The organism is Rhodoferax sp. RT4P68, assembly GCF_056521305.1.
Genome location: NZ_JBWMBB010000004.1, coordinates 48,109 through 71,781, shown reverse-complemented (window position 1 = coordinate 71,781; position 23,673 = coordinate 48,109). Strand labels below are relative to the sequence as shown.

The following is a 23,673-nucleotide window of genomic DNA, read 5'->3' as shown; positions in this document are numbered from 1 at the left end:
GCTCGCGTGGGTGGTTGGTGCTTCAGGTGGTCGACGCCTTGTGCATCAGGTCGATGCGCGAGGACTCCGTGTGCTCCAGCGACACCTGCGCGGCCTTGTCGGCATCGCCCGATGCAATCGCATCGATGAGCTTTCGGTGCTGCTTGTGCACCAGTTCCAGACGCCCGTGTCCGTAGCCGTTGCTGCGGCGAAACGCGTCCACGAGGCTGGAGCGGCCTTCCAGCATGTCCAGGGCCAACGCGTTGTCGGCCAGCTCGTCGATGCAGCGGTGCAGCGCTCGGTTTGCAGCCACGCAGGCCGCGACATCAGCGCTGCGCGACGCATCGGCGTGCGCCTGCGCCAGCATGCGCATCCGCTCTATATCGGCCTTGGTCGCGTTCTTGGCCGCCTCGCGGGCCAGCATGGCCTGAATGGCACCTCGCACGCGGTACAGGTTGTCGATGAACTTCGCATCCACGGTGGGTATTACCGCGCCCCGGTTCATGCGCATGGCAATGACGCCTTCACCCTGCAGCTGCAGCAACGCTTCGCGCACCGGGGCGGCACTGACCTGGTAATGCCCGGCCAACTCGGCCAGCGTCACGTGGGAGCCGAGGGGCCAGATGCCCGCCACGATGTCGCTTCTCAGCTGATCGCGCAGGCGCATGTAGGTGGGGGTGTTGATTGCTTCCATGGTTGGATCATATACTGGGTTCCAGATTTTATAAAATATGAAATCTACGACCCCAACGATGACTTTGGAGACCCACCTGTGCACCCCCACCTACCTCGCCCCTTTCTTGCCATCGCGCTCTGCGCCTGTTCCAGCGCCCTGTACGCCCAGTCATCGGTGACCATGTATGGCCGCGTCGATGTGGGCATGGGCTACCAGTCCGGTGGCACGACGCCTATCAACGCTAGCAACGGCCGGGTCGGTCCCCCAGGGGAAGGCTGGCAACAGAAGCAAGGTTCGGCAGGGCGCCTGGGCTTTCGCGGAACGGAGGACCTGGGCGGTGGCCTCAGAGCGAACTTTCAGATGGAAGCGCGGTTCGACGCTCGCTCCGGCGTGCCCGAAACGCCGTTCTTCCAGGCACGATCCTTTGTGGAACTGGCATCGACATCAGCAGGCGCCGTGTACATGGGCCGCGAATACATTCCTGCCTTCTGGCCTGCACTGCGGCTGGATCCGTGGGGGTTCGACACCGTAGGCACGCCCGGATCGAAGCACCAGTTCGCCAACTACACGGTGCCCGACAGCGGCATCCGCAGCAACAACACCGTGGGCTACAAGTCGCCCACGTTCCACGGCGTCTCGGGCATCGTGGCCTATTCGTTTGGCGAGGCCGTCCGCTCCAACTCGATCGGCGGCAACATCGCCTACGCGTCCGGCCCGGTGTACCTCGCCGCAGCCTTCGATCGCGTCGACGCCGATCGCAAGCTGCTCTTGCTGGGTGGCTCCTACGACTTCGGTGTGGTGCGCGTGGGCGTCACGCTGTCGCACGCCACCGTGGCGCCCGCCGGCAAGAACAAGAACATCTCGGTGACAGGGCGCATCCCCGTCGGCCCGCATGCCATCAAGCTGGGCGTGTCCCGGCTGGACTTGGCAGGTATGAACAACACCAACACACGCTTCGGCCTCGGCTACGAGCATGCGCTGTCCAAGCGCACGTCGCTGCTGGCCAACGTGGGCAGCGCCAAGCAGGGTTCGTTGACCCGCACGTCGCTGCTCGACTTCACGTTGAAGCACAACTTCTGACGACGCTGCGGCCGAGCACAGCCTGCTTTGGAGGCCATGCGTGTTCGGTCGCGCGTGCCTGGACCCCGCTGCCTGATCGGGTAGGCGGCAAACGACCGATTCATTTCAAACTCAGAGACAACACCGTGAACAAAAGCATCCTGGTCTTACTTGGTTTCTCCCTTTCTGCGCTCCTCGCCGGTTGTGGCGGCGGGGGTGATGGCGATGACGGGCTCGCAGGTCCGCCCACTGCGCAGGAGGAGCCGGTCGATCCGCCCCTGAGCGATGCGGCCAAAAAGATCCTCGCCACCGACTCGGCGGAGTACAACCTCCTGCAACCTCTGGCCGACCCCAACTTCGTGCACGTTGGCCGGGTGAAGCCCCGCACGACGGGCGAATTGCGCGCGGCGGGCCTGACCAACCCGTTCGGGGTCGGCGGTGAAACGACCGACCGTAACTTCAGCTACTACGAGAACTGGGGCGAATACATCGCCCCTCTCGGTGTGACGAAGGTACGCGTGCAATCGGGCTGGCACGACATCGAGAAGGTCATCTCGACGCCTGCGACCTACGACTGGACCAAGTTCGACAAGATCATCAACGGCCTGGCAGCGCAGAAGGTCCAGCCCTTCGTCTTCCTCGGTTACGGCAACGAACGCCCGGGTTGCTCGAACTGCGGGCAGACCGGGCTCAACAGCGCGCTTGTGCCCACCGGCGAGGGTCGCGCTCGATTCCTGGCGTTCGTGACGGCCATCGTCGGCCGCTACAAGGGCCAGGTGTCCGACTGGCAGATCTGGAATGAACCCAATGGCCACGTCGAGGTGAACGCGTTCGCCGAGTTCACCGTCGACGTCGCCAAGGCCATCAAGGCGGTGCAACCGACCGCCAAGCTGACGATCGGGAACTTCACGGCCGGCGTGTTGGGGACGAGCCCGACCAGCGGGCTCCCGTATGCGAAGACGCTGCTGGACTACTTCGCACTCAACAAGGGCCCCAGCATTCCGGACAGCGACGTGTCGGTGGGATACCACCCGTACTGGCAGTTGCCGGAGCATGAGTTCGCCGGGTACCGGAACTTCCGCGACGCGGTGCTGGCCAAGGGATACAAGGTGCGGCAGGACGAGAACGGCATGCCCTCGGGTGCCTGCCTGTATTTCGCGAGCTGCGGCCCTGGGTCTGAAAAGTGGGACGAAAAGAACCAGGCCAAGAACAACATGCGCCGTGCGCTGGGTGACTTTTACAAAGGCTTCGAGACGAGCATCTTCTCGATCACGGAAATGCACTACGACAGCGCCAAGAACAACAAGGGCCTGCTGCGCACTGGCACCTGGGACGCCAACCTGGACACACCGTTTGCCAACGGCGACCAGACTGTCAAGGAGAAGAAGATCGCCTATGGTGCTTACCAGAACATCACGTCGATCTTCGACAGCCGCATGGCCGTCACCCCAGCACGCGTCGCGCCGCCCGCCGTGCAGCCCGTCGCGTGCACTGGGACGGTGGCCTACCCGGGCGACGCGGTGGTGACGTCACCCACGGTCGTCATCCATGCCTACAAGCAGGAAGACAAGGGGGTCACGCGCAACCTGCTGGCCATCTGGGTGAGCAGTGGGAAAGACCTACCCTACGACCTGCCGCCTGCGAAGATCGACATCAAGTGCCAGAACTTCCATTTCGCACAGTTGAGCGCGACAGGCCGACTGCCCAAGTACGTCGATCTCATGGACGGGCGTGTGTACTCGACCTCGGACGCGGTTGTCACGGCGAACAGCGCGGCGACCAACAGCGTGACGCTCAAAGGCATCACGGTGACGGACTGGCCGGTCGTCATTGCCGATGATGGCGTCGTGACGTTCGCTCCGAAGTAGGCGTTCAGCGTCGGAGCGGTTGCCGCCCCCTTGAGCGAGCGGGGCGGCAAGGGTGGACGCGGTTCCGCTTGCGCTGGGCAGCTCGGCATTTTCCCGCGTGAGGATCTTGAACTCTTCGGGCTTGGGTGCCGTGGCAATCAGGCCGGGCAGCTGCACGTCGTCCAGGATGTAGGCGGCGGTGCGGTACTCAACGCCCCTGGAAACTGCTCGGCGGCTGCCCCATCGCCGCCTTGAACATCGCCGAGAACGCGCTCTCGCTGGTGTAGCCGCTGGCAGCGGCCACCGCGCTGACGGGTGCGCCGCCGGCCAGCAGCGGCAGGGCGTGCGCCAGGGCCACCTGCTGGCGCCACTGCTGGTAGCCCAGGCCCAGTTCGTCACGGAACAGCCGCGCGGCCGTGCGCTCGCTGGCGCCGACGCCGGCCGCCCATTGGGCGAGCGTGCTGCGCTCGCCTGGCGCACGCAGCACGGCCTCGCACAGAGCGCGCAGCCGCTTGTCGCCGTGCTGCGCGTGGGGCAGCGGCACGGCCAGCGCCTGCACATCGGCATGCGTGATCTCATCGAGCGCCAGGCCGGTCAGCAGCTGCTCGCGTGCCGGGTCTGGCGCGGCGTCCAGCGCGCGCACCAGCTCGCGCAACAGCGGGGAGACCACCAGCATGCGCGAGCCCTGCCAGCCGGCCGGCGTGACGCTGGCGTCCATGTACAGCGTGCGGAATTCAGCCGTCTCCAGCACATCGATGCAGTGCAATGCGCCCGGCGCGATCCACACCGCGCGCGAGGGCGGCACGATGTAGGTGACCTCGTCGCGCGCGGCCTCGTGCTGCACGGCGCTCACGCGCACGATGCCGCTGGCGCAGTAGGCCAGCTGGGCCCAGGCGTGGCGGTGCGGGTCGAAGTGCGTGTCCGTGGGCATGCTGCGCGCGCGCACACGCACCGGGCGCGCTGCACTGGGCGTGTAGGAGTCGGTGTCGCCGAGCGGCGTGGAGATAGGGCGGCGGGTGCTGGGCATGGCTTCATAGCGCCGCAGCTGCGTCGCACCCGTCCTCGGGTGCCCGATCAGCTGGCGACGCGCATGGCGGGAATTCGACGAATCATGGCGCATCCATGCATTCCGGAAACGCCATGCCGATACTACGATGCGCGCCATGACGAGCACAACAGCACAAGCGCCTGCGGGCAGCGTGCCCCTGAGACAAGACGCCGGCGTGATCGGCCTCGTGGGCATCGCGCATCTGGTCAGCCACTTCAGCCAGCTGCTGCTGGCGCCGCTCTTTCCCTGGCTGAAGGACGCGTTCAACGTCAGCTATGCCGAGTTGGGCTTTCTGATGACGCTGTTCTTCGTCACGTCCTGCGTGGTGCAGGCAGCATCGGGCTTTGCTGTCGACCGCTACGGGCCGCGGCCCGTGCTGTTTGGCGGCCTGGCGTTGCTGGCGGCGGCGGCCTTCGGCTATGCGGCCAGCAGCAGCTACTGGATGCTGGCGATGTTCTCCATCGTCGCGGGCGTGGGCAACGGTGTGTTCCATCCGGTCGACTACACGCTCTTGAACCGCAAGGTCAGCGCGAAGCGGCTGGGCCATGCCTACAGCGTGCATGGCATCACCGGCAGCCTGGGCTGGGCGCTGGCACCGGCCATGCTGGTGCCGATCACGATCCTCAGCTCCTGGCGCGTGGCGCTGGCGTGTGCCGGGGCATTCGCGGTGGCGGTGCTGCTGTTGCTGCTGTTCCACCGCGACAAGCTGGCGCTGGTCGCGCCTGCGCTGGAAAAGGCGCCCGCAGCCGGCGCGGTGCCCGAGGGCAATTTCAGTTTCTTGCGCATTCCCGCCGTGTGGATGTGCTTCACGTTCTTTTTCTTCTACGCGATTGCGCTGGGCATCGTGCAGGCCTTTGCGCCGGGCGCCGCGCGCGAGCTGCACGCCGTGCCACTGGCCACGGCCGGGCTCTGCGTGTCGGTCTACATGCTCTGCAGCGCCGGGGCCATGGTGGCCGGTGGTTTCCTGGCGGCGGACCCGACGCGCTGCGAGAAGCTGGTGGCGGTCGGCTTTGGCTTCTCGGCCTGCGTCGCGCTGCTGCTGGGCCTGCTGCAGCTGTCAGCCTGGATGGTGCCGGTGATGTTCGGGCTGATGGGCCTGGGGGCCGGCATCGCCGGGCCGTCGCGCGACATGATCGTCAAGCGTGCCACGCCGGCCAACGCCAGTGGGCGGGTGTATGGCGTGGTTTATGCGGGGCTGGACATCGGCCAGGCGATTGCGCCGCTGGTGTTCGGCACGCTGATGGACCACCAGCAGTACCGCGCGGTCTTCATCGGCCTGGCGCTGGTGCAGGCGGTGCTGATCGGCACTGCTTTCAACGTCGGCCGCGTGCGCCGCACGGCCCTGGCGCCGACGGCGGTCGGCGCCTGACGCACGGGCCTCCCAGCGCATCCGCCATCTGGTGGATGCCGGGCCGCAGAGGGATGCGCACAATGCCAGGACAGCTGGGCGGGGTGCGACCCGCGCCGGCTGAGGAGCATGGCGATGGCACTTGACGAAGTAGCGGCGCAGCCCTGGACCCGCAAGCATGACGACGTCGCCATCGCGGTGGTGCCGAGCGCGCCGCGCACGGTCTACCCTCGCAACCTGGAAGAGTGCATCGAAATTTGCCGCACGCGCCAGCCGCACGAGCGCATCCGCGCGGCCGGCAGCCATTGGGCCTTGTCGGAGGCTGCGATCAGCGATGCGGTGTTCGTCGAGACGCATGACCCGACCGGCCGCCACGCGCCCATGGACCGCACGCTCTACAACGTCGTGCCCGGTTGCCTGTCGCATGGGTTCAAGGCCGCGCTGGCGAGCCTCGCACCCACGCCGTTCAGCGGGGTGGCGGGCAACCCGCCGGAGCACCTCTACCCGATCCATTTCGAAACCGGCAAACGCGTGTACCAGGCCTACAGCGAGCTGGACGCAGGCGACACCGTCCCGGAAAGCCTTGCCACCGAGTTGAACGACGAGTTCGGCAACGCTGCGTACCTGGGACCGAAAGGCGACCCCACGCCCTGGGGCTTTCGCACACTGGGCGGCGCGGGTGGCCAGACGGTCTTCGGCGCGCTGCACACGGGCACGCACGGCGGCGATTTCGAGCTGCCGCCCATTGCCGACAGCGTGCTGGCGATGCACCTGGTCACCGATGGCGGGCAGCACCACTGGATCGAACCGGAGAGCCCGTCAGTGGTCGGCGCCCGGCTGACCGACCGCGATGCGCTGGTCGCGCTCTACGGCGCCAGCGAGTTTGGCGGGCCGGGGAATTTCTTCGTGCACTACGACGACACGCTGTTCAACGCGGTGTTGATCAGCGCGGGGCGTTTCGGCATCGTCTACTCCGTCGTGCTGGCCGCCGTGCCGCAGTACTGCCTGCACCAGGAGCGCCGCATCACCGGGGCCAACGGCTCGCCCATCACCTGGGAAGAGATCAAGGGGCTGATCAGCGACCCGGCCAGCGCGCTGTACCGCGACATCATCGACCCGGCCGGCACCGGGGGCAGCAACCGCTTTCTGCAGATCGCCGTCTCGCTGACGCCCCACGCGAACTTCTCGCGCCACCTGGCGGGCGTGACCAAGCGCTGGAACACCGCGCTCGTGAGCGACACCACGGCCTCGCCCGTGCTGCCTGCCGGGCGACGGGCGCGGCGCGGCGACGTGGTGCAACCTGCGCCGCCGGTAGTGAACGGCACGCGCATGTCGCCAGCCTTCACCATGGCCGGTACCGAGTTCGCCTACAGCCCGGACCCATCGATGCCGGGCGCCGCGTTGCCGCCCAACTTTCTGGAGACCGCCTGCACGAATGGCGACTTCGTGATGGGCGTGCTCACCAACGTGGCGCAGCAGGTGAAAGACTTCGTGGACACCAACGGCGCGTCCATCGGCGCCACGATCGCTGCAGTCGCAGCGGCTGGCGCCGTCATTCCCGGTGTCGCGCCGCTGCTGGCGCTGCTGGCAGCGTTCGCCATCCTGCTGCTGGCGCTGGCGGCATTGATCGCTGCGGCCGCATCCGCCGGTGGCGATCGCTTCGGCCAGGTGATGAACGATGTGCGCGCGACGCTGCTGGAGCGCCCGAACCCGGCCGAGCGCCTGGCCGGCCTGTTCACCTGGCAAATGATCGTCTTCGAGACCTTCAAGGACCAGCAGAAGAACCATAACTTCGGCGCCATCAGCTACGCCGTCATGGATGGCCACGACTACCGCGATCGCAGCTGCAACTTCAACGTCGATTCGATCGAGGTGTTTTTCGACATTGCCGATCCGATGCTGGTGGCCTTTGTCGACGCGGTGCTGGCGTTCGAGATCGCGCAGGAGATGGCGTCGGGTGCGGCGTTCGTGGGCTATGCGTCGCTGCGTTTCATGCGGCCGACGCGGGCCTTCGTCGGCATGCAGCGCCGCTTCAGGCCGGGTGCGGCACCGGCTCAGATCGTCTGCGCGGTCGAGGTGGCCGGCCTGCGCGACGTGCGCGGCACGACCGAGCTGATCGACTTTGCCTTGACGGTTGCCAACGACCCGAACTTCCAGGGGGCGCTGCACTGGGGCCAGCGGCACACGGCGGGCACAGCTGAGACCGAGCGCCTGTTCGGTGACTCGGTCGCGGTGCCGGGCGGGCTACTTGGCCCGTTCCGAAGGGCGTTGTCGAGTCTGACGGCCAATGGCCGGCTGGATGGCTTCTCCAGCGCCTTCAGCCGCCGCGCCGGGCTCGAGATCGTCATGCCGATCGTCTGGTCGTTCGACGCGCGTGGCGACGGCACGGGCCGTTCGATCGACATCGGCTGGGATTGCAAGGACAACCCGGCCGCCACCCAGCTGTCTGTGCGGACCGTCTCGCCGGCCGGCGCGTCGTGGGTGCACGCGGGGTTGCCGCTGGCTGGCAGCCTGGCCGAGCGCGTGGCCAGCGCGGGCACGTGGACGGTGGTGTTGGAACTCGCACTGGGAAGCGGCGCCGCGCAGCGCATCGCCACCGCTTCACGCACGGTGTTCATCGTCTAGCCACGGGGCACAACATGGCTCAAACCTTCTATGGAAGCTGGTGGATCGACGTCGTGGGCAAAGACGCCTGGTTCAGCCAGCGCTGCCTCGTCAGCGGCTCGGATCGGGCGGATGGCGTCTACGCGGCCGACCTGGGCAGCCCGCGCCTGCAGGTGTCAGGCGCCGAGTGGACGCTGGCGCTTGAATGGAACAACAACGTCGATTCGGGTTGGCAGCCAAGCCGCGTGGTCCGGCGCTCGGTCACCTTCAATGTGGACACGGGCTTGGTCGTCGTGCTGGGGGTGGACGACAACTGGCTGCACGTTGCGGACAACGATTTCGACGACGTGGTGATCCGCTGCCAGAACGTGGACCCGCATCTCATGCCCTGGCATCCCCATCGCCGCACCGTGGACTTTCGCCTGCCACGGCGCAAGGGTGACGACACATGGCAGCCGGGCAAGGACGTGCGCATGAAGCCGTCCCTGGATCCGAAGGGTTGAGCTGTGGCGGGGGCCGCCCATCAGGCCGATGGTCGCCTCAGGCGGCGGCCAGCGCGTCCACGCGCTGCAGGCTGGCGATGGTCTTCACGCAGGCGTCGGCAGCCTCCGTGCCTTTGACGGCAAAGTGCGCGTGGAAGTATTTGCGGTGCTCCACATGCTCGTGGAAGTGGTGCGGCGTGAGCACGGCCGACAGCATGGGCACGCCGGTTTCCAGCTGCAGGTCCATCAGGCGGCTGACGACGGTGTTGGCCACGAACTCGTGGCGGTAGATGCCACCATCGACCACCAGCGCGCAGCAGACCACGGCGGCGTAGCGGCCCGACACGGCCAGGCGCTTGGCATGCAGCGGGATCTCGAACGCGCCGGGCACGTCGATCACGTCGATGCGTTCGCGCGGCACGCCCTGGCGCTCCATTTCAGCGAGAAAGGCGTCGCGCGCCTGATGGACGATGTCCGCGTGCCATTGCGCTTCGATGAACGCAATGCGACGGGCGTCGGAGCCGGCGCGGGTGGTAAGAGGAAGGTCGTTGAGCTGACTCATGGTGTGCCTTGTACAGAAAGGTTGGCCTGAATCAGGGCGCACGAGCGCATGGCACAGCGCGCGGCCATGGGGACGCACGCCGGTTGGGCGATCGCGCTCTCTTGCATCCGGACTGTGACCGTCGGCTCCGGAATCGCACCGGGATCTGCTGACCCTTGCGCGCGGGGCGCAAGGCGCTCGCGGGCTTGTGCGGGTTGCCCCGCCATCACCGCCGGTGGGGAATTGCACCCCGCCCTGAGAACGCTTGTGCGCCAGCCCTTGCAGGCCGGCGCTGTGCGGATTCTAGGCTCCGCGCCATTGCGATCAGCCGGCCGGCGGACGCTTGTGCGACAGGAAGAAGCGCAGCATCTCGGCGCTGGCGTCCACGCCGGGCGCGGTGTAGCTGCCCTGCGCGCTGCCGCCCGACCAGGCGTGGCCGGCGCCATGCAACTGCCAATGTTCGACGACCGGCGTGCCGTCTGCCGCACGGTGCACGGAGTGCGTGTAGCGCTGACCGGAGGCCGCGCGGCCGGACGCGACCTCGGGTGCGCCATCACCGGCAACGCCTGTACGGCGCGTGGCCTGCACGATGGCTTCGCCATTGGCCGCGTGGACCGTGCTGTCGGCATCGCCGTGGAACACGATGATCGGCCGCTTGCCACCGCTGCCCGCACGGGCGCCCGGCATGGGGCCGCTGCGCATGGCGGACAGTGCGGCAGGCAGGTCGCCGGCCACGTCGCCCGGCAGGCCCGAATGCACGCCGACTGCGGCGAACAGATCGGGGTAGGCGCGGCCCATGATGTCGGCCATGGCGCCACCGGCGGACAGGCCGGCGACGTAGACGCGATCCGGGTCGGCCTGGTGGTCGGCCATCAGCTTGCGGGTGAGGGCGGCCAACAGCGCTGGTTCGCCGCGGCCGCGGGCCTGGTGCTGCGTCTTGAACCAGTTCCAGCACTTCTGCGCGTTGGCATGCTGAATCTGCTCGGGGTAGACCACCAGCATGCCGGCGTCACGCGCGAGCGCATTCATGCGGGTGCCGGCGGCGAAGTCGTCCGCTCCCTGGGTGCAACCGTGCAGCATCAGCAGCAGCGGGCGGGGTTCCGTGGTGCCGGCAGCGCGGGGCGGCACGTAAAGCTTGTAGGCCAGCTCGCGGCCCTGGTGTTCGAAGCGACCGCTCAGCCATTGCTCACCCACGCTTGCATCGGCGGCCTGGGTGGGGCGCTCGACGGGCTGCTCGGCCGTGCGCGTGGCGCGCTCGGCGGCGGGCTCGTCGATCACGCGGGTTTCCGCGTCGATGACGAAGCCGCCAGGTACGCCCTTGCCAGCAGCGCCGGGCGCTTCGGCCTCGCCGCGCAGGACGCGCTGGATGGCTTCGGTGGCGGCCATCAGGTCACCGCTTTGCGTGAGGCGCGTGGCCTCGCCGAACATGTCGTTGAAAAATTGCTTCATGGTGTTGGACTCGTTCTTAAGTGATGCGACCGGCCAGGGCGGCGCGGACGGCTGGGCTTGCGTGCAGCGCGCCCAGGACGGTGATGGAATCGATGGTCTCTGCGGCGAGCTCGGGCGGCACGTCCGTCGCAATGCTGGCAAGGCCCAGCACTCGTATCTGCAGTTTCTCGCCGGCCGCCTGCGCGCGCCGAAGGTCGTCTGCCGAGAAGTGCTGTAGGCCGAGAACCAGCATCTTGCGTGCCACGACCTGGCGCAGGGCCTCGCCGTGGCTCGTCAAATGGTTGCGAATGGCCGTGCGAATGAAGTCGCTGCGGTTGGCATAAAAACCCTCGGCCACCAGCAGATCGATCTGCCCGAGGTCGACGTAGCCGAGGTTGAGGGTGAGTTTTTCAGACTCGGAAATGCGGGGTGTGGAAGTGGTGGTGGCCATGTAGATCATCCTTGTACCATCCATATGGATGGTCGGTGGATGCTTTCAAGAGCCTGCGGCCGATTGCGGGATCGAATCTGTGATCTTCCGTTTTAATGGAATAAACATCCTGTAAACTGGAATCATGGACATCAGCACTCGAATCGCCAGTCGTCTGCGCGCCCTGCGGGACGCGCAGGGCCTCTCGCTCGACGCGTTGGCCGAGCGCGCTGGCGTCAGCCGCTCCAACATATCGTTGATCGAACGTTGCGAGAGCAGCCCATCGGCCGTGGTGCTGGACAAACTGGCCACGGCCCTCGGCGTCGCACTGGCCTCGTTGTTTGACGAGCAGGGGGCCGATCGTGCGTCGCCCCAGCCATTGGCACGCGCTGGGGACCAGGCGGTCTGGACGGACCCGGCCTCGGGCTACGTGCGGCGCCAGCTCTCGCCCGCCGCGCCGTCGCCGCTCCAACTGGTGGAAGTCGTGTTTCCGGCGGGTGAGCGGGTTGCCTACGACACGGCAGCGCGCGAGGCCGACATCCACCAGCAGATCTGGGTCCTGGAGGGCGCGATGGACATCACCGTGGGCGACGTGACGTGGCGGCTGGAGGGCGGCGACTGCCTTGCGATGCGGCTGGACTGCCCCATCGCCTACCGCAACCCCTTGACACAGCCCACGCGCTATCTCGTGGCCCTGGCGAGCCTGCCGTACATGCCCGCCCGGAGAAGCGCATGACAGCCAAGTTCACGATCCGCCGCCTCACCGGCGATGAAGCGATGGCCCATGTCGACGCCTTGGCCGATGTGTTGATCGATTGCGTGGAAGGCGGGGCGTCGGTCAGCTTCATGCTGCCGCTCGCGCGCGCAAAGGCGCTGGCGTTCTGGCAAATGGTTGCCGTTGGCGTGGCGCGCCAGGACCGCGTGTTGCTGGTCGCCGAAGACGCCGGCGGCGGCATCGTCGGCACGGTGCAGCTGGTACTGGCGCTGCCCGAGAACCAGGCACACCGCGCGGATGTCGCCAAGATGCTGGTGCGGCGCGACGCGCGCCGACAGGGCATCGCGCAGGGGTTGATGGTGGCGGTGGACGCGGCGGCGCGAGCTGAGGGCAAGAGCGTGCTGGTGCTCGATACAGAGACCGGGGGCGATGCCGAGAGGCTCTACCAGCGCGCCGGCTGGCAGCGCGTGGGCGTGGTCCCGAACTACGCCCTCATGCCGCGCGGTGGGCCCTGCGCGACGACGTTCTTCTACAAGCAGTTGTGAGGCAGGGGCTGTTCAATCCACCTGCGCCGCCATCGCCGCCGCTCTGGCACGCGCCGCGCTGCGCCCGCGTTCCTGCTGCACCACATAGAAGCCCGAGCCCAGCAGCAGCGCGATGCCGCACCAGGCCAGCAGGTTGGGCACCTCGCCCCACACCAGATAACCCAGCACCACGGCAAACAGCAGCGCCGAGTAGCGGAACGGCGCCGTCAGCGTCACCTCGCCCTGGCGCATGCACTGGATGATCAGAAAGTAGCCGATCACCAGGAACACCGAGGCACCGGCCAGCCAGCCCAGCTCGGCGGCGCCGAAGGGCTGCCAGCCCTGCACCAGCGACATCGCGCCGGACAGCAGCGTGACGGTGACGGCGGTGGCCAGCGTGACCACGATGGAGGGGATGGCGGGGTCGATGCGGCGCGTCATCAGGTCGCGCGCCGCATGGAACACCGTGCCCAACAGGCACAGCAGCGCCCAGGCGTTGAAGCCATCGCCGCGCGGCTGCACCACGCACAGCACGCCCACGAAGCCAACCGCCACCGCCGCCCAGCGGGCAGCGCCGGGCCGCTCGTGCAGGAACCACACCGCGAACACCACCATGAACAGCGGCGCCGCCAGGTTGATGGCGGTGGCGTTGCCCAGCGGCAGGTGGAACAGCGAGAGCAGATAGATCACCGTGGCGACGGCATCGACCGCAGCGCGCCCGGCCACGCGGGGCTGCAGCACGCCGCCCAGTTGGCGGCGAGCGCCCAGCAGCAGCGCCAGCGCCAGTACCAGCAGCGTGGCCAGTGCGCCGCGCATGAAGATCAGTTGCGCTGCCGGCAGGCTCTCGCTGACATGCTTGACCATGGCATCGTTGACCACGAAGCCGGCCATGGCGCCGACCATCATGAGGATGCCGCGCCGGTTGGCGGCGCTGTCGTGGGGCGGTGTGGTCACGGGGCGCGGATTACACCACGCTGGTGTGCCGCGCGATGCAGGTGTCCAGCACCTCGGCGCCGGGGCGTTGCCACCAGTCCAGCTCCGAGAAAATTTCGACTTCGGCGAAGCCGGCAAAGCCTGCCTGCTCGACCCAGCCGCGCACCTTCTTCAGCTCGATGACGCCGTCGCCCATCATGCCCCGGTCGTTCAGCAGGTCGCGCGTGGGCGTGAGCCAATCGCAGACGTGGAAGGCCAGCAGGCGCGTGTTCTTCGCGTCGCCGGCGCGGGCGATCTGTTGCGCAAGCTTCGGGTCCCACCAGCAGTGGTAGACGTCCATGGCCACGCCCAGCATGCCGGTCTGGCCGGGGTCGAGTTCGTCGCACAGGTCCAGCGCGTGCTCCAGCGTGTTGATACAGGCGCGCTCGGCTGCCTGCATGGGGTGCAGGGGCTCGATGGCCAATGGCATGCCCACCTCGCGCGCGTATTCCAGCGAGGCGGCGATGCCGTCGCGCACTTCGTTGCGGGCGCGGGCGATGTCGGTGTAGGCCGGTTTGCCCTGCAGCGCGCCGGGCAGCGAGCCGACCACCAGCACGACGCAGGGCGCATCCAGCGTCTTGGCTTCGTCGATGGCGCGTCGGTTGTCGTCCAGCGCGGCGGCCAGGCCGGCGGCGTCGGCAGCGGGGTAAAAGCCGCCACGGCAGTAGCCGGACAAGCCCATGCCGTGGGCCTCGAGCTGCGCGCGCGTGGCCTCTAGACCGGCAGCGGCCACCTGGTCGCGCCAAGGGCTGATGGCGCGGATGCCGCGACGCGCGCACTCGTCGATGATCTGCGGCAACTGCCACTGCTTGCGCACGGTGGCGGTGTTCATGGACAGCCATTCGTGGCTGGAAGAGAAATCACGCATGGTTCAGCTCGGGTCGGTGGGGGAGGCGGGGGCGGTGGACGATGCGGAGGTGCGCTCGCGGCGCAGCTGCCGCACGATGGCAGCGTTGTCGAGTTCGCCGTCGCCAGCCGCGACGGCTGCACGCATCAGCGCGGCATGCGTCTGCGACAGCGGCAGGCTTTGGCCCTGGGCGGCAGCGGCGGCCAGCATCAGGTCCACGTCTTTCAAATGCTGGCGGATGCGTGATTGCGGGGCGAAGCGCTCTTCCACCATCATGCGGCCCTTGGCTTCGGCGGCGGCCGAGCGTGCGGGTGTCGCCAGCACGAGTTCGAGGAAGGCGGCGGGCGCGATGCCCAGGCGTTCGGCGAACACCATGCCTTCGGCCAGCACGGCGCGGTTCAGGCCCAGCACGAGGTTGGTGGCCAGCTTGGCGCGTGCACCCATGCCGGCGCCGCCGACGTGCACGCGGGTGGTGGCGATGGCGCCCAGCAGCGGGCTGGCGCGCTCGAAGGTGGCAGCGTCGCTGCCGACCAGCATGGTGGCGCTGCCGGCGGCGATCTGCTCGCTGGAGCCAGAGAGCGGTGCCTCGACGAAGCCGATGCCGCGTGTGGCGAGGCGTTCTGAAAGTGCCAGCAGCAGGTCCGGGTCGCCGGTGGAACAATCGATCAGCAGAGTGGTCTGGGGGGTCGGGCCGGCAAGCAGGCCATCCGCACCCTCGACGCTGTCGATGACGCCAGCGGTGTCGAAGACTGCGAGCACGACGGTGGTAGATGCCGTGCCGACCTCACGCGCGGTTGCGGCGATTGCGTGGCCCTGGGCGGCAAAGGCCTCACGCGCTTCGGGGCGGATGTCGTAGCCCAGTGTGGCGATGCCGGCCGCATGCAGGCGTTGTGCGATGGCCTGGCCGACCAGGCCCAGGCCGATCAGGCCGATGGGGGAATTCGGGTGGGGCATGTCAGTGGCGCTGCGGGTGGCTTGCGCTGCAGAAGGCGCTGTCGGGACGGGGATCGGACTCGGGTGCGTAGAGGGATGTGAGGTGCGGGCCGAGGCCACCGGGTGGCCCCTTCCGCGAATGTCCCCCGCCAGGGCCGCAGGCGGCCCAGGCTCCTCCTTGATTTCGCTGCAGGGGCCACCCGATACCCTCGGCCCTGACGACGGCGCGGCCTCTTGGACGACGAAACACCACGGCACCGGCTTCGCCGGGCCGTAGGTGTGCCCCCTGAGGGGGGATTCGGCTACACGAAGTGAGCAAGAAACGGGGGGGGAGCGTAGTGCTTGCTCTACGCAGCGAAGCAAAGGAGGAGCCCTGGGCCGCCTGCGGCCCTGGGCGGGGGACATTCGCGGAGTGGAGTACACCGTCGGCGCGGGCCCACCCCGAAGCGCGGTCCCAGCCCGAAGCGTGGTGAAGCTTCGCAAGATCGGCCAGCCGAAAGCCCAGCGGGCTGAGCGCAAGTTGGCCGGTCGGTTGGGATGGTTTGGTCACAACGACGACCCTCCGCACACGCGGATGTCTTGCCCGGTAATGGCGGCAGCAGCAGGCGACAACAGGAAGGCGACCAGCGCCGCGATTTCACCTGGCTCGATCAGCCGGCCCATCGGCGGCAGCTTGGGCTGCTCCGACTGTCGCGCCGGGTCGGCCAGCATGCCGGTGCGCGTGGCGGCCGGCGACACCACGTTGACGGTGACGCCGCGCGCCACCACCTCGGCTGCCCAGCTGCGCGCCAGCGCGACCATGGCCGCTTTGGTCGCGGCGTATTGACTGCGGCCCGCCACGCCAGAGGCCACGCGGCTGCCGATCAGCACCACGCGGCCCTGGCCGGCGGCGGCCATCGCGGGCACCAGCCGGTTGGCGATGCGGCTCAGCGCGTCCACGTGCAGCTGCCACATGCGGGCGCCATCGTCCGGCAGCAGGCTGCCCAGCGGCGCCACGCGCATGACGCCGGCCGCGTGCACCAGCGCCTGCGCGCCGACGGCGGCTGCGCTGGTGGCCTCGGTCGCCACCGGGTCGGCCAGGTCCACCTCGACTGGCTGGAAACGCGGGTGCGCAATCGTGGGCGCCGCGCGGTCGAAACCGGTCACCGCCCAGCCCTGGTCCAACAGCGTTTGCGCAATGGCCGCGCCGATGCCGGCACTGCTGCCGGTGACGACGGCACGCGCCTCATTCGACACGGATATTGGCCTCCTGGATGGTCTTGAACGCGCGCGCCGTGTCGTCCTTCTGAAAGCGCGCGAACTCGTCGGGCGTGCCACCGCCCAGCAGAATGCCCTGACTGGTCAGCCGTTCCTTCATTTCGCCGGCCAGCGCCTTGTTCACCTCGGCGTTGAGCTTGGCCGTGACCTCGGCTGGCAGCTTGGCCGGGCCCCACAGGCCGTACCAGCTGTAGAACTCATAGCCGGGGATGGTCTCGCCGACGGTCGGCACGTCAGGCAGTGTGGGCAGGCGCGTCTTGGAAGTGACGGCGATGATCTTCAGCATGCCGCTCTTGTAGAACGAGGTGGCGCCCAGCACCGGGTCGACGAACCCCGCGATCTGGCCGCCGATCAAATCCTGGTAGGCCGGGGCCGAGCCTTTGTACGGGACGATCTGCACTTCCATGCCGCCACCGCGCTTGAGCAGCTCGGTCGAGAAATGCCCGGCCGAGGCGATGGAGCCGACGGCAAAGCTCAGCTTGCCGGGGTTGGCCTTGGCATGCGCGATCAGCGACTGGACATCGGTGACCGGCAAGTCCTTGTTGACCGAGACCGACAGCGGCGCCTTGGCCACCAGCGCGATCGGCGTGAAGTCGGTTGCCGGGTCGTAGGGCGGCGTCTTCAGGAAGTGCGTGGAAGTGGTGAAGGTGGAGGCGTTGAACAGCAGCGTGTAGCCGTCGGCCGGCGACTTGGCCACTGCACCTGCGCCGATGGTGGCGTTGCCGCCCGGCCGGTTCTCGACGACGAAGGTCTGGCCGGTCTGCTCGCCGAGCTTGAGCGCGAGCAAGCGACCGACCGTGTCCAGCGTGCCGCCCGGTGGGAACGGGATGATGACCCGCACCGGCTTGCTGGGGTAGGTGTCGGCAAGCGCTGCCGTGAATGGGAGCGCGAGGGCGAGGGCCGTCAGGGCCCGGCGTGAAATGACGTGCATGTGGGTCTCCAGTTCGACTTGGGAATGAAGGCCGGCAACCGTGCCGGCCGGGGGTCACTCGACGCCGTGCACCGCCAGCAGCGTGCGCATGCGCTGGACGGCCACATCGGGCTTTTCCAGCACGTTGGCCGCGTCGGCCAGCCGGAACAACTCGGCGAAATGCTGCAGCGAGCGCGTGCTCTGCTGGCCGCCGACCATGGTGAAGTGCTTCTGGTGGCCGTTGAGCCAGGCCATGAACACCACGCCGGTTTTGTAAAAGCGCGTGGGCGCCGCGAAGATGTGGCGCGACAGCGGCACCGTGGGGCCGAGGATGGCGTGGAACTCCTGCGTCTTGCCCTGCGCCAGCTTGCCCAATGCGGCGCTGGCGGCCGGCGCGATGGCGTCGAAGATGCCCAGCAGTGCGTCGCTCTGGCCGTGCATGGGGTCGCTGCCGTGGCCGTCACCGGCGATCAGCTCGGCGTAGTTGAAGTCGTCGCCCGTGTACATGCGCACGCCCCGGCCGTCGAGGCCGCCCACGGTCGGCAGGCGCCGGCGCATGGCGATTTCCTTGTCCTTGTCGAGCAGCGAGATCTTGATGCCGTCGACCTTGGAGGGGTTCGCCGCGATCACAGCCAGGGCCGTGTCCATCGCAGCGTCCACGTCCTTCGTGCCCCAGTAGCCGGCAAGGGCCGGGTCGAACATGTCGCCCAGCCAGTGCAACACCACGGGCTGCTTCGCTTGCGACAGCACGCGGTCGTACACGCGCTCGTAGTCGGCCGGGCTCTTGGCCACGCGCGCCAGCGCGCGGCTGGCCATGACGATGAGCTTGCCGCCCAGCTTCTCGATGGCGGCCATCTGCTCCTCGTAGCCGCGGATCACGTCGTCCACCGTCTTCACGCTGTCGATGTCCAGGTGGTCGGTGCCGCAGCCCGAAGCGACGAGCGCGCCGGGGTGGTCTTTGGCGGCATCGAGCGAGCGGCGGATCAGCTCCAGCGAGGTGGGCCAGTCCAGCCCCATGCCGCGCTGGGCCGTGTCCATCGCCTCGGCCACGCCCAGGCCGAGCGACCACAGGTGCTGGCGGTAGGCGATGGTGGTGTCCCAGTCGATGGCGGCCGTCAGCCAGGGGTCGACGGCGGCCAGCGGGTCAGCGACCACATGGGCTGCCGAGTACGCGATGCGGTTGAATTGGAGCCCGGCCGGCGGGCGTGCCAACGGCTGGCCGCGCAGCGTGTAGTCGGCCAGGCCAGCCGGCGTCGGGAGCTTGAGCGTGAGCGCCATGGTGCCGCTCCTCAGACTGCCAGCTCGGGCACGTCGACCCAGCGGCGTTCGTTGTGCGACTGCAGCGCGGCCTCGACCAGCTGCACGCCCTTGGCGCCTTCGGGCAGCGTCCAGGCGTAAGGCGCGTCTTCGACCACGTGTCGGATGAAGTGCTCCCACTGGATCTTGAAGCCGTTGTCGTAGACCATCGAATCAGGCACCTCTTGCCACTGGTCGAAGAAGTTCATGGTCTGCTTGACGTCCGGGTTCCACACCGGGCGCGGCGTGTTCACGCGGCTCTGGGCGCGGCAGTCCGATAGGCCCGCGACGGCCGAGCCGTGCGTGCCGTCGACATGGAAGGTGACCAGGTCGTCGCGGCGCACGCGCGTGGCCCAGCTCATGTTGAGCTGCGCGATGACGGATTCGCCCTTGTGGCCGGTCAGCTCGCAGGTGGCGTAGGCGGCGTCGTCGGCGGTGCACTCGTATGGATGGCCTGCTTCGTCCCAGCGCTTGGGGATGTGGGTGGCGGCCAGGCACGAGACCGAGTTGACCTTGCCGAACAGGTTGTCCAGCACGTAGCGCCAGTGGCACATCATGTCCAGGATCATGCCGCCGCCGTCTTCTTGGCGGTAGTTCCAGCTGGGGCGCTGGATGGGCTGCAGGTCGCCTTCGAACACCCAGTAGCCGAACTCCAACCGCACCGAGAGCATCTTGCCGAAGAAGTCGGCGCGGCGCAGCATGTCCAGCTTGCGCAAGCCGGGCAGGAACAGCTTGTCTTGCACGGCGCCGTGTTTGAGGCCTGACTTGCTCGCGGTCTTGGCGATCTCCATGGCCTCGGCCAGCGTGGTGGCAATGGGCTTTTCGCAATAGACGTGCTTGCCGGCGCGCAGGGCGTTGGCCAGCAGCGTGGGGCGCATCTGCGTGGTGCCGGCGTCGAAGAACACCGTGTCGTCCTTGTTCGCGAGAGCGGCTTCGAGGTCGGTGCCCCAGCGGGCGATGCCGTGGGCGCGGGCCAGGGCTTCCATCTTCTCGGCGTTGCGGCCGACGAGGATGGGGTCGGGCATGACCTTGTCGCCGTTCGAGAGCGTCACGCCGCCCTGGGCGCGTATCGCCACGATGGAGCGGATCAGGTGCTGGTTCATGCCCATGCGGCCGGTGACGCCGTGCATGATCAATCCGAGGCGTTGGGTTGCCATATCAGTAGTCCTGCAAAGTTGGGTGGATACGCGAGGAGGGGGTCAGGGCGCGGGTGCCAGGCCGGCGGCTTTGACCAGCTTGGCGTTGGTGCCGATCTCGGTCTTGATGTAGGCGTCGAACGCTTCGGGCTTCATGGTCCAGGCGTCGGCGCCCAGCTTCAGGAAGCGCTCCTTGACCTCGGGGCTGGCCAGCGCCTTGACGACCTCGTCATGCAGGCGGTTCACGATGTCGCGCGGCGTCTTGGCCGGGGCCATCATGCCGATCCAGAAGTTGAACTCGGAGCCTGGCACGCCGGCCTCGGCCGTGGTCGGCACGTCGGGCAGGGCCGTGGCCCGCTGGGGTGAGCCGACAGCCAGCGGCAGCAGCTGGCCGTCGCGGATCTGGCCGATGACGGGGGCGATGGGCGAGAAGTAATAGTCCACGCGGCCAGCCAGCACCTCGGTCACGGCTTCGGCCGAGCCCTTGAACGGGATGTTTGTGGCGTCGATGCCTGCTGCCATCTTGAACTTCTCGGCGTTCAGGTGCGTGGCGCTGCCCTGGCCGGCGGACGCGAAATTCAGCGTGCCGGGGTTGGCCTTGGCCTTGGCGAGCAGCTCCTGCACCGACTTGATGCCTTTGGAAGGCGAGATCACCAGCACGTTGGGCGTGCTTGAGATGGGCGTGACGCCGGCGAAATCGACCAGCGTGTCGAACGGCAGCTTGGCAAATGTCGAGGGGCTGACCGTGTGCGAGGACGAGTGAACCATGATGGTGTAGCCGTCCGGCGCGGCCGTGGCCACCGCCTGCTGGCCGATGGTGCCGCTGGCGCCGCCGCGGTTGTCGATCACCAGCGTCTGGCCCATGCTGGTGCCCATCTTGTCGGCAATGGCGCGCGCAATGATGTCCGTGGTGCTGCCGGCCGCGAACGGCACGACGACGCGGATCGGCTTCGTCGGGTAGCCGCTCTGGGCGGCGGCGACATGGGGCAGCAGGGCGGCTGCGGCGAGGACGACGGCGAGATAGGGGAAGGTCATGGTGAGCTCCATAGTGGTCTTGATTTCACCAGAAGGTGAATTACAGGATTCTAGGAACCGTGCCGCGCTGCCGTCAACGCACCTCAAGCCTCAGCTTCTAAGGACATACCCTAGGACCACTTCGCAGATGTGGGACAGGCGTTCGTGCTGCGCCTTGGGAGTCATCAGGTCGCGGCCGAACACGGCCGCCAGCGTGTGCTGGTTGGACAGGTAGAAGTACGCCATTCCGGCGATCGAGACGTACAGCTGCAGTGGGTCGACGCCGCCGCGGAACAGGCCCTCGGCGCGGCCGCGCTCCAGGATGGTGGCCAGCGTGTCGATCAGCGGCGAGTTCATTTCGCGCACCTTGCCGGAGCGCGCCAGGTGCGTGCCCCGGTGCAGGTTTTCGCTGTTGAGAAGGGTCAGGAACTCGGGGTGCGCGAGGTAGTAGTCCCAGGTGAACTCGGTCAACCGGCGGATGGCCTGGGCGGGGGGCAGCGCGTCCAGGTGCAGCTGCTTTTCGGCCTCGCGGATGTCCAGGTAGGTCTGCTCCAGGACCGCCAGAAACAGCCCGTCCTTGCTGTCGAAGTAGTAGTAGATCAGGCGCTTGTTCACGCCCGCGCGCTCGGCGATACGGTCAACGCGGGCGCCGGCCAGGCCGTGGCCGGCGAACTCCTCGCGGGCTGCGTCCAGGATGATCAGTCGCGAGCGGTCGGCATCCCGGGTGCGTGGTTCGGCGGGCTTGTCGGCGGGCGAAGGCAGGGGGCTCATGGCTTGAATAGTTAACTATATGGTGAATAAAAGCAAGGCGAGCCCGTGGCCCTGGGCTGGGTGTGGAGCGGCGCGCGGCAGATAATGCGGCGGCCGGGGCGCCCCGGCCTTTTCATTTCCACGCAGGATTCTCATGAGCAAACAGATCGCAGGCCATTTGTTGGTGCAGTGTCTCGTCGAGCAGGGCGTGAGCCACGTCTTCGGTGTGCCCGGTGAAAGCTACCTGGCCGCGTTGGACGGCTTTCATGTCTACCGAGACCGCGTCCAGTTCGTCATCAACCGACAGGAGGGCGGGGCCGCTTTCATGGCCGAGGCGCACGGCAAGCTGACGGGGCGCCCGGGTGTGTGCTTCGTGACACGCGGGCCGGGTGCGACCAACGCCTCGATCGGCGTGCACACGGCCTTCCAGGATTCCACGCCCATGGTGCTGTTCGTCGGCGACGTGGCCAGCGATTCGCGCGACCGCGAGGTGTTCCAGGAGGTCGACTACCAAAGCTTCTTCGGCCCCAGCACCAAGGGCTTTGCCAAGCGGGTCGAGCGCATCGACGACGCCCGGCGCATTCCGGAGTACGTGGCGCGTGCATTCGCCACGGCCATGAACGGCCGCCCTGGCCCGGTGGTGCTGGTGCTGCCGGAGGACATGCTCGTGCAAGAGGTGGATGCCCTGCCGCTGGCCCGCGTCGAGCCGGTGCAGGCCTGGAGCGACCCCGGCGCGCTGCGCACGTTGCGCGAGATGCTGCTGGCCTCCAGCAAGCCCTTCGTGATCGCCGGCGGCAGCGGCTGGACGCCGCAGTCGGCCCAGGCGCTGCAACGCTTTGCCGAAAGCTGGAAGCTGCCGGTCGGCAACGCTTTTCGCTTTCAGGACACCTTCGACAACTGGCATCCGCTGTATGCGGGCGACGTCGGCATCGGCCTGAACCCCAAGCTTGCACAGCGCATCAGGGACAGTGACCTCATCATCGCGATCGGCCCGCGCCTGGGCGAGATGACGACGGGCGGCTACACGCTGCTGGAGGCGCCGCGCTCCAAGCAGAAGCTGGTCCACATCCACGCCAGCGCCGAGGAGCTCAACCGCGTGTACCAGGCCGATCTGGCCATCAACGCGACGATGAACGCGGCTGCGCGTTCGCTGGAGGTGCTGGCGGCGCCGACCACGCTGCCCTGGGAGGAGTGGGCACAGGGCTGCAATTCGGATTACCTGGCCAATCTGCAGCCGCAGGCGCTGCCGGGCAGCATCGACATGCCGGCCATCGTGGGACTGCTGCAAAAGCACCTGCCGGCGGACGCGGTGGTGACCAACGGCGCCGGAAACTTTGCCAGCTGGATGCACCGGTTCTTCCGCCACCACGGGCTGGCCAAGGGCCACAAGACCCAGCTGGCGCCCACCAACGGCGCCATGGGCTATGGGGTGCCGGCCGGCATTGCGGCGGCCATCACCACGGGCCGGGTGGCGTTCACGATCGCCGGGGATGGCGACTTCCTGATGAATGGGCAGGAATTGGCGACGGCCGCGCAGTGCGGCGCCAAGAGCATCATCCTGGTCCTGAACAACGGCATGTTCGGCACCATCCGCATGCACCAGGAGCGCGAGTACCCGCGCAACGTGAGTGGCACGGCGCTGGCCAATCCCGACTTCGTGAAGCTGGCCGAGGCCTATGGCTACGCGGGCGTTCGCATCACGCACACAGGGGAGTTCGAAGCGCAGCTGCTGGCGGCGCTGGAGCGGCCGCAGGGCACGCTGATCGAGGCGATCTTCGACCCCGAAGTGATCACCACGCGCGGCACGCTCTCGGCGATCACCGAGGCGGCGCTGAAGAGGTTCGCTCAGGGTTAGCGAGCGCCGGCTGCAGGCGCAA

The 23,673-nt window shown here is 67.8% G+C and carries 22 protein-coding genes and 1 riboswitch; of the genes, 8 read left to right on the top strand and 14 right to left on the bottom strand.

Translation table 11 applies throughout. From position 1 onward, the window contains the following. Positions 1–22: 22 nt before the first annotated feature. Complete coding sequence (locus tag AC099J_RS09790; protein WP_479615059.1) at positions 23–673, bottom strand: GntR family transcriptional regulator; 651 nt, start codon at positions 671–673, stop codon at positions 23–25. A 78-nt stretch (positions 674–751) separates the two neighbouring features. Here AC099J_RS09790 and AC099J_RS09785 point away from each other — a divergent pair, with 78 nt between their 5' ends. Together AC099J_RS09785 and AC099J_RS09780 are read left to right on the top strand one after the other, a co-directional pair. Next, the gene (locus tag AC099J_RS09785) at positions 752–1,735 is read left to right on the top strand and encodes a porin (protein ID WP_479615058.1); all 984 of its coding nucleotides are present in this window, start codon (positions 752–754) and stop codon (positions 1,733–1,735) included. Between the two features lie 125 nt (positions 1,736–1,860). Then, a complete protein-coding gene (locus AC099J_RS09780; protein WP_479615057.1) occupies positions 1,861–3,582 on the top strand; it encodes a hypothetical protein in 1,722 nt (573 codons plus the stop codon). A 187-nt stretch (positions 3,583–3,769) separates the two neighbouring features. Here the strand turns inward: AC099J_RS09780 and AC099J_RS09775 are convergent, their stop codons facing one another. Continuing rightward, positions 3,770–4,588: an AraC family transcriptional regulator gene (locus AC099J_RS09775; RefSeq protein WP_479615056.1), complete on the bottom strand. Its 819-nt coding sequence runs from the start codon at positions 4,586–4,588 to the stop codon at positions 3,770–3,772. Positions 4,589–4,724: 136 nt separating this feature from the next. On the opposite strand from AC099J_RS09775, the gene AC099J_RS09770 reads away from it, so the two are divergent. The 3 genes from AC099J_RS09770 to AC099J_RS09760 all read left to right on the top strand — a co-directional run bounded on the left by AC099J_RS09770 (position 4,725) and on the right by AC099J_RS09760 (position 9,064). After that, on the top strand, positions 4,725–5,978 hold the full coding sequence (locus tag AC099J_RS09770) for an MFS transporter (protein WP_479615055.1): 1,254 nt from the start codon (positions 4,725–4,727) through the stop codon (positions 5,976–5,978). 114 nt (positions 5,979–6,092) lie between these two features. Continuing rightward, positions 6,093–8,582 (top strand): hypothetical protein, encoded by a 2,490-nt coding sequence (locus tag AC099J_RS09765; RefSeq protein WP_479615054.1) that lies wholly within the window; start codon positions 6,093–6,095, stop codon positions 8,580–8,582. 14 nt (positions 8,583–8,596) lie between these two features. After that, positions 8,597–9,064 (top strand): hypothetical protein, encoded by a 468-nt coding sequence (locus AC099J_RS09760; RefSeq protein WP_479615053.1) that lies wholly within the window; start codon positions 8,597–8,599, stop codon positions 9,062–9,064. A 37-nt stretch (positions 9,065–9,101) separates the two neighbouring features. On the opposite strand, the gene AC099J_RS09755 is transcribed toward AC099J_RS09760, so the two are convergent. The 3 genes from AC099J_RS09755 to AC099J_RS09745 form a co-directional block, all read right to left on the bottom strand. After that, entirely contained in the window at positions 9,102–9,605 is a 504-nt protein-coding gene (locus tag AC099J_RS09755; RefSeq protein ID WP_479615052.1) for a 6,7-dimethyl-8-ribityllumazine synthase, read from the bottom strand. 91 nt (positions 9,606–9,696) lie between these two features. Next, positions 9,697–9,851: riboswitch (FMN riboswitch) on the bottom strand. A 57-nt stretch (positions 9,852–9,908) separates the two neighbouring features. Beyond that, a complete protein-coding gene (locus tag AC099J_RS09750; protein WP_479615051.1) occupies positions 9,909–11,033 on the bottom strand; it encodes an extracellular catalytic domain type 1 short-chain-length polyhydroxyalkanoate depolymerase in 1,125 nt (374 codons plus the stop codon). Positions 11,034–11,049: 16 nt separating this feature from the next. Beyond that, entirely contained in the window at positions 11,050–11,463 is a 414-nt protein-coding gene (locus AC099J_RS09745; RefSeq protein WP_479615050.1) for a CopG family transcriptional regulator, read from the bottom strand. A 124-nt stretch (positions 11,464–11,587) separates the two neighbouring features. On the opposite strand from AC099J_RS09745, the gene AC099J_RS09740 reads away from it, so the two are divergent. Then, positions 11,588–12,178, top strand: coding sequence for a helix-turn-helix domain-containing protein (locus tag AC099J_RS09740; RefSeq protein WP_479615049.1), 591 nt, complete (start codon positions 11,588–11,590; stop codon positions 12,176–12,178). Continuing rightward, positions 12,175–12,702: an N-acetyltransferase family protein gene (locus AC099J_RS09735; protein WP_479615048.1), complete on the top strand. Its 528-nt coding sequence runs from the start codon at positions 12,175–12,177 to the stop codon at positions 12,700–12,702. The genes AC099J_RS09740 and AC099J_RS09735 overlap by 4 nt, the downstream gene beginning before the upstream one ends. 12 nt (positions 12,703–12,714) lie before the next feature. Here AC099J_RS09735 and AC099J_RS09730 read toward each other — a convergent pair whose 3' ends face one another. The 9 genes from AC099J_RS09730 to AC099J_RS09690 form a co-directional block, all read right to left on the bottom strand. Then, on the bottom strand, positions 12,715–13,635 hold the full coding sequence (locus AC099J_RS09730; RefSeq protein WP_479615047.1) for a DMT family transporter: 921 nt from the start codon (positions 13,633–13,635) through the stop codon (positions 12,715–12,717). Positions 13,636–13,645: 10 nt separating this feature from the next. Beyond that, positions 13,646–14,521, bottom strand: coding sequence for a sugar phosphate isomerase/epimerase family protein (locus tag AC099J_RS09725; RefSeq protein WP_479615046.1), 876 nt, complete (start codon positions 14,519–14,521; stop codon positions 13,646–13,648). A 3-nt stretch (positions 14,522–14,524) separates the two neighbouring features. Further along, complete coding sequence (locus AC099J_RS09720) at positions 14,525–15,454, bottom strand: NAD(P)-dependent oxidoreductase (protein WP_479615045.1); 930 nt, start codon at positions 15,452–15,454, stop codon at positions 14,525–14,527. A gap of 525 nt (positions 15,455–15,979) precedes the next feature. Further along, a complete protein-coding gene (locus AC099J_RS09715) occupies positions 15,980–16,669 on the bottom strand; it encodes an SDR family NAD(P)-dependent oxidoreductase (RefSeq protein WP_479615044.1) in 690 nt (229 codons plus the stop codon). After that, on the bottom strand, positions 16,659–17,621 hold the full coding sequence (locus AC099J_RS09710; RefSeq protein ID WP_479615043.1) for a Bug family tripartite tricarboxylate transporter substrate binding protein: 963 nt from the start codon (positions 17,619–17,621) through the stop codon (positions 16,659–16,661). The genes AC099J_RS09715 and AC099J_RS09710 overlap by 11 nt, the downstream gene beginning before the upstream one ends. Before the next feature lie 54 nt (positions 17,622–17,675). Continuing rightward, positions 17,676–18,878, bottom strand: a complete 1,203-nt coding sequence (locus AC099J_RS09705; RefSeq protein ID WP_479615042.1) for a dihydrodipicolinate synthase family protein — start codon at positions 18,876–18,878, stop codon at positions 17,676–17,678. An 11-nt stretch (positions 18,879–18,889) separates the two neighbouring features. Continuing rightward, the gene (locus AC099J_RS09700; RefSeq protein ID WP_479615041.1) at positions 18,890–20,053 is read right to left on the bottom strand and encodes a Gfo/Idh/MocA family protein; all 1,164 of its coding nucleotides are present in this window, start codon (positions 20,051–20,053) and stop codon (positions 18,890–18,892) included. 42 nt (positions 20,054–20,095) lie between these two features. After that, positions 20,096–21,067, bottom strand: coding sequence for a tripartite tricarboxylate transporter substrate binding protein (locus tag AC099J_RS09695; protein WP_479615040.1), 972 nt, complete (start codon positions 21,065–21,067; stop codon positions 20,096–20,098). 90 nt (positions 21,068–21,157) lie between these two features. Then, on the bottom strand, positions 21,158–21,817 hold the full coding sequence (locus tag AC099J_RS09690; RefSeq protein ID WP_479615039.1) for a TetR/AcrR family transcriptional regulator: 660 nt from the start codon (positions 21,815–21,817) through the stop codon (positions 21,158–21,160). A gap of 133 nt (positions 21,818–21,950) precedes the next feature. On the opposite strand from AC099J_RS09690, the gene AC099J_RS09685 reads away from it, so the two are divergent. Further along, a complete protein-coding gene (locus AC099J_RS09685) occupies positions 21,951–23,651 on the top strand; it encodes a thiamine pyrophosphate-binding protein (RefSeq protein ID WP_479615038.1) in 1,701 nt (566 codons plus the stop codon). The last annotated feature ends 22 nt before the right edge of the window (positions 23,652–23,673 follow it).

Excerpts from the sequence above, each read along its gene's own strand:
- AC099J_RS09790 (WP_479615059.1), bottom strand. The coding sequence starts at position 673 with ATGGAAGCAATCAACACCCCCACCTACATGCGCCTGCGCGATCAGCTG.
- AC099J_RS09775 (WP_479615056.1), bottom strand. The coding sequence starts at position 4,588 with ATGCCCAGCACCCGCCGCCCTATCTCCACGCCGCTCGGCGACACCGAC.
- AC099J_RS09770 (WP_479615055.1), top strand. The coding sequence starts at position 4,725 with ATGACGAGCACAACAGCACAAGCGCCTGCGGGCAGCGTGCCCCTGAGA.
- AC099J_RS09765 (WP_479615054.1), top strand. The coding sequence starts at position 6,093 with ATGGCACTTGACGAAGTAGCGGCGCAGCCCTGGACCCGCAAGCATGAC.
- AC099J_RS09760 (WP_479615053.1), top strand. The coding sequence starts at position 8,597 with ATGGCTCAAACCTTCTATGGAAGCTGGTGGATCGACGTCGTGGGCAAA.
- AC099J_RS09755 (WP_479615052.1), bottom strand. The coding sequence starts at position 9,605 with ATGAGTCAGCTCAACGACCTTCCTCTTACCACCCGCGCCGGCTCCGAC.
- AC099J_RS09750 (WP_479615051.1), bottom strand. The coding sequence starts at position 11,033 with ATGAAGCAATTTTTCAACGACATGTTCGGCGAGGCCACGCGCCTCACG.
- AC099J_RS09745 (WP_479615050.1), bottom strand. The coding sequence starts at position 11,463 with ATGGCCACCACCACTTCCACACCCCGCATTTCCGAGTCTGAAAAACTC.
- AC099J_RS09740 (WP_479615049.1), top strand. The coding sequence starts at position 11,588 with ATGGACATCAGCACTCGAATCGCCAGTCGTCTGCGCGCCCTGCGGGAC.
- AC099J_RS09735 (WP_479615048.1), top strand. The coding sequence starts at position 12,175 with ATGACAGCCAAGTTCACGATCCGCCGCCTCACCGGCGATGAAGCGATG.
- AC099J_RS09725 (WP_479615046.1), bottom strand. The coding sequence starts at position 14,521 with ATGCGTGATTTCTCTTCCAGCCACGAATGGCTGTCCATGAACACCGCC.
- AC099J_RS09720 (WP_479615045.1), bottom strand. The coding sequence starts at position 15,454 with ATGCCCCACCCGAATTCCCCCATCGGCCTGATCGGCCTGGGCCTGGTC.
- AC099J_RS09710 (WP_479615043.1), bottom strand. The coding sequence starts at position 17,621 with ATGCACGTCATTTCACGCCGGGCCCTGACGGCCCTCGCCCTCGCGCTC.
- AC099J_RS09705 (WP_479615042.1), bottom strand. The coding sequence starts at position 18,878 with ATGGCGCTCACGCTCAAGCTCCCGACGCCGGCTGGCCTGGCCGACTAC.
- AC099J_RS09700 (WP_479615041.1), bottom strand. The coding sequence starts at position 20,053 with ATGGCAACCCAACGCCTCGGATTGATCATGCACGGCGTCACCGGCCGC.
- AC099J_RS09695 (WP_479615040.1), bottom strand. The coding sequence starts at position 21,067 with ATGACCTTCCCCTATCTCGCCGTCGTCCTCGCCGCAGCCGCCCTGCTG.
- AC099J_RS09690 (WP_479615039.1), bottom strand. The coding sequence starts at position 21,817 with ATGAGCCCCCTGCCTTCGCCCGCCGACAAGCCCGCCGAACCACGCACC.
- AC099J_RS09685 (WP_479615038.1), top strand. The coding sequence starts at position 21,951 with ATGAGCAAACAGATCGCAGGCCATTTGTTGGTGCAGTGTCTCGTCGAG.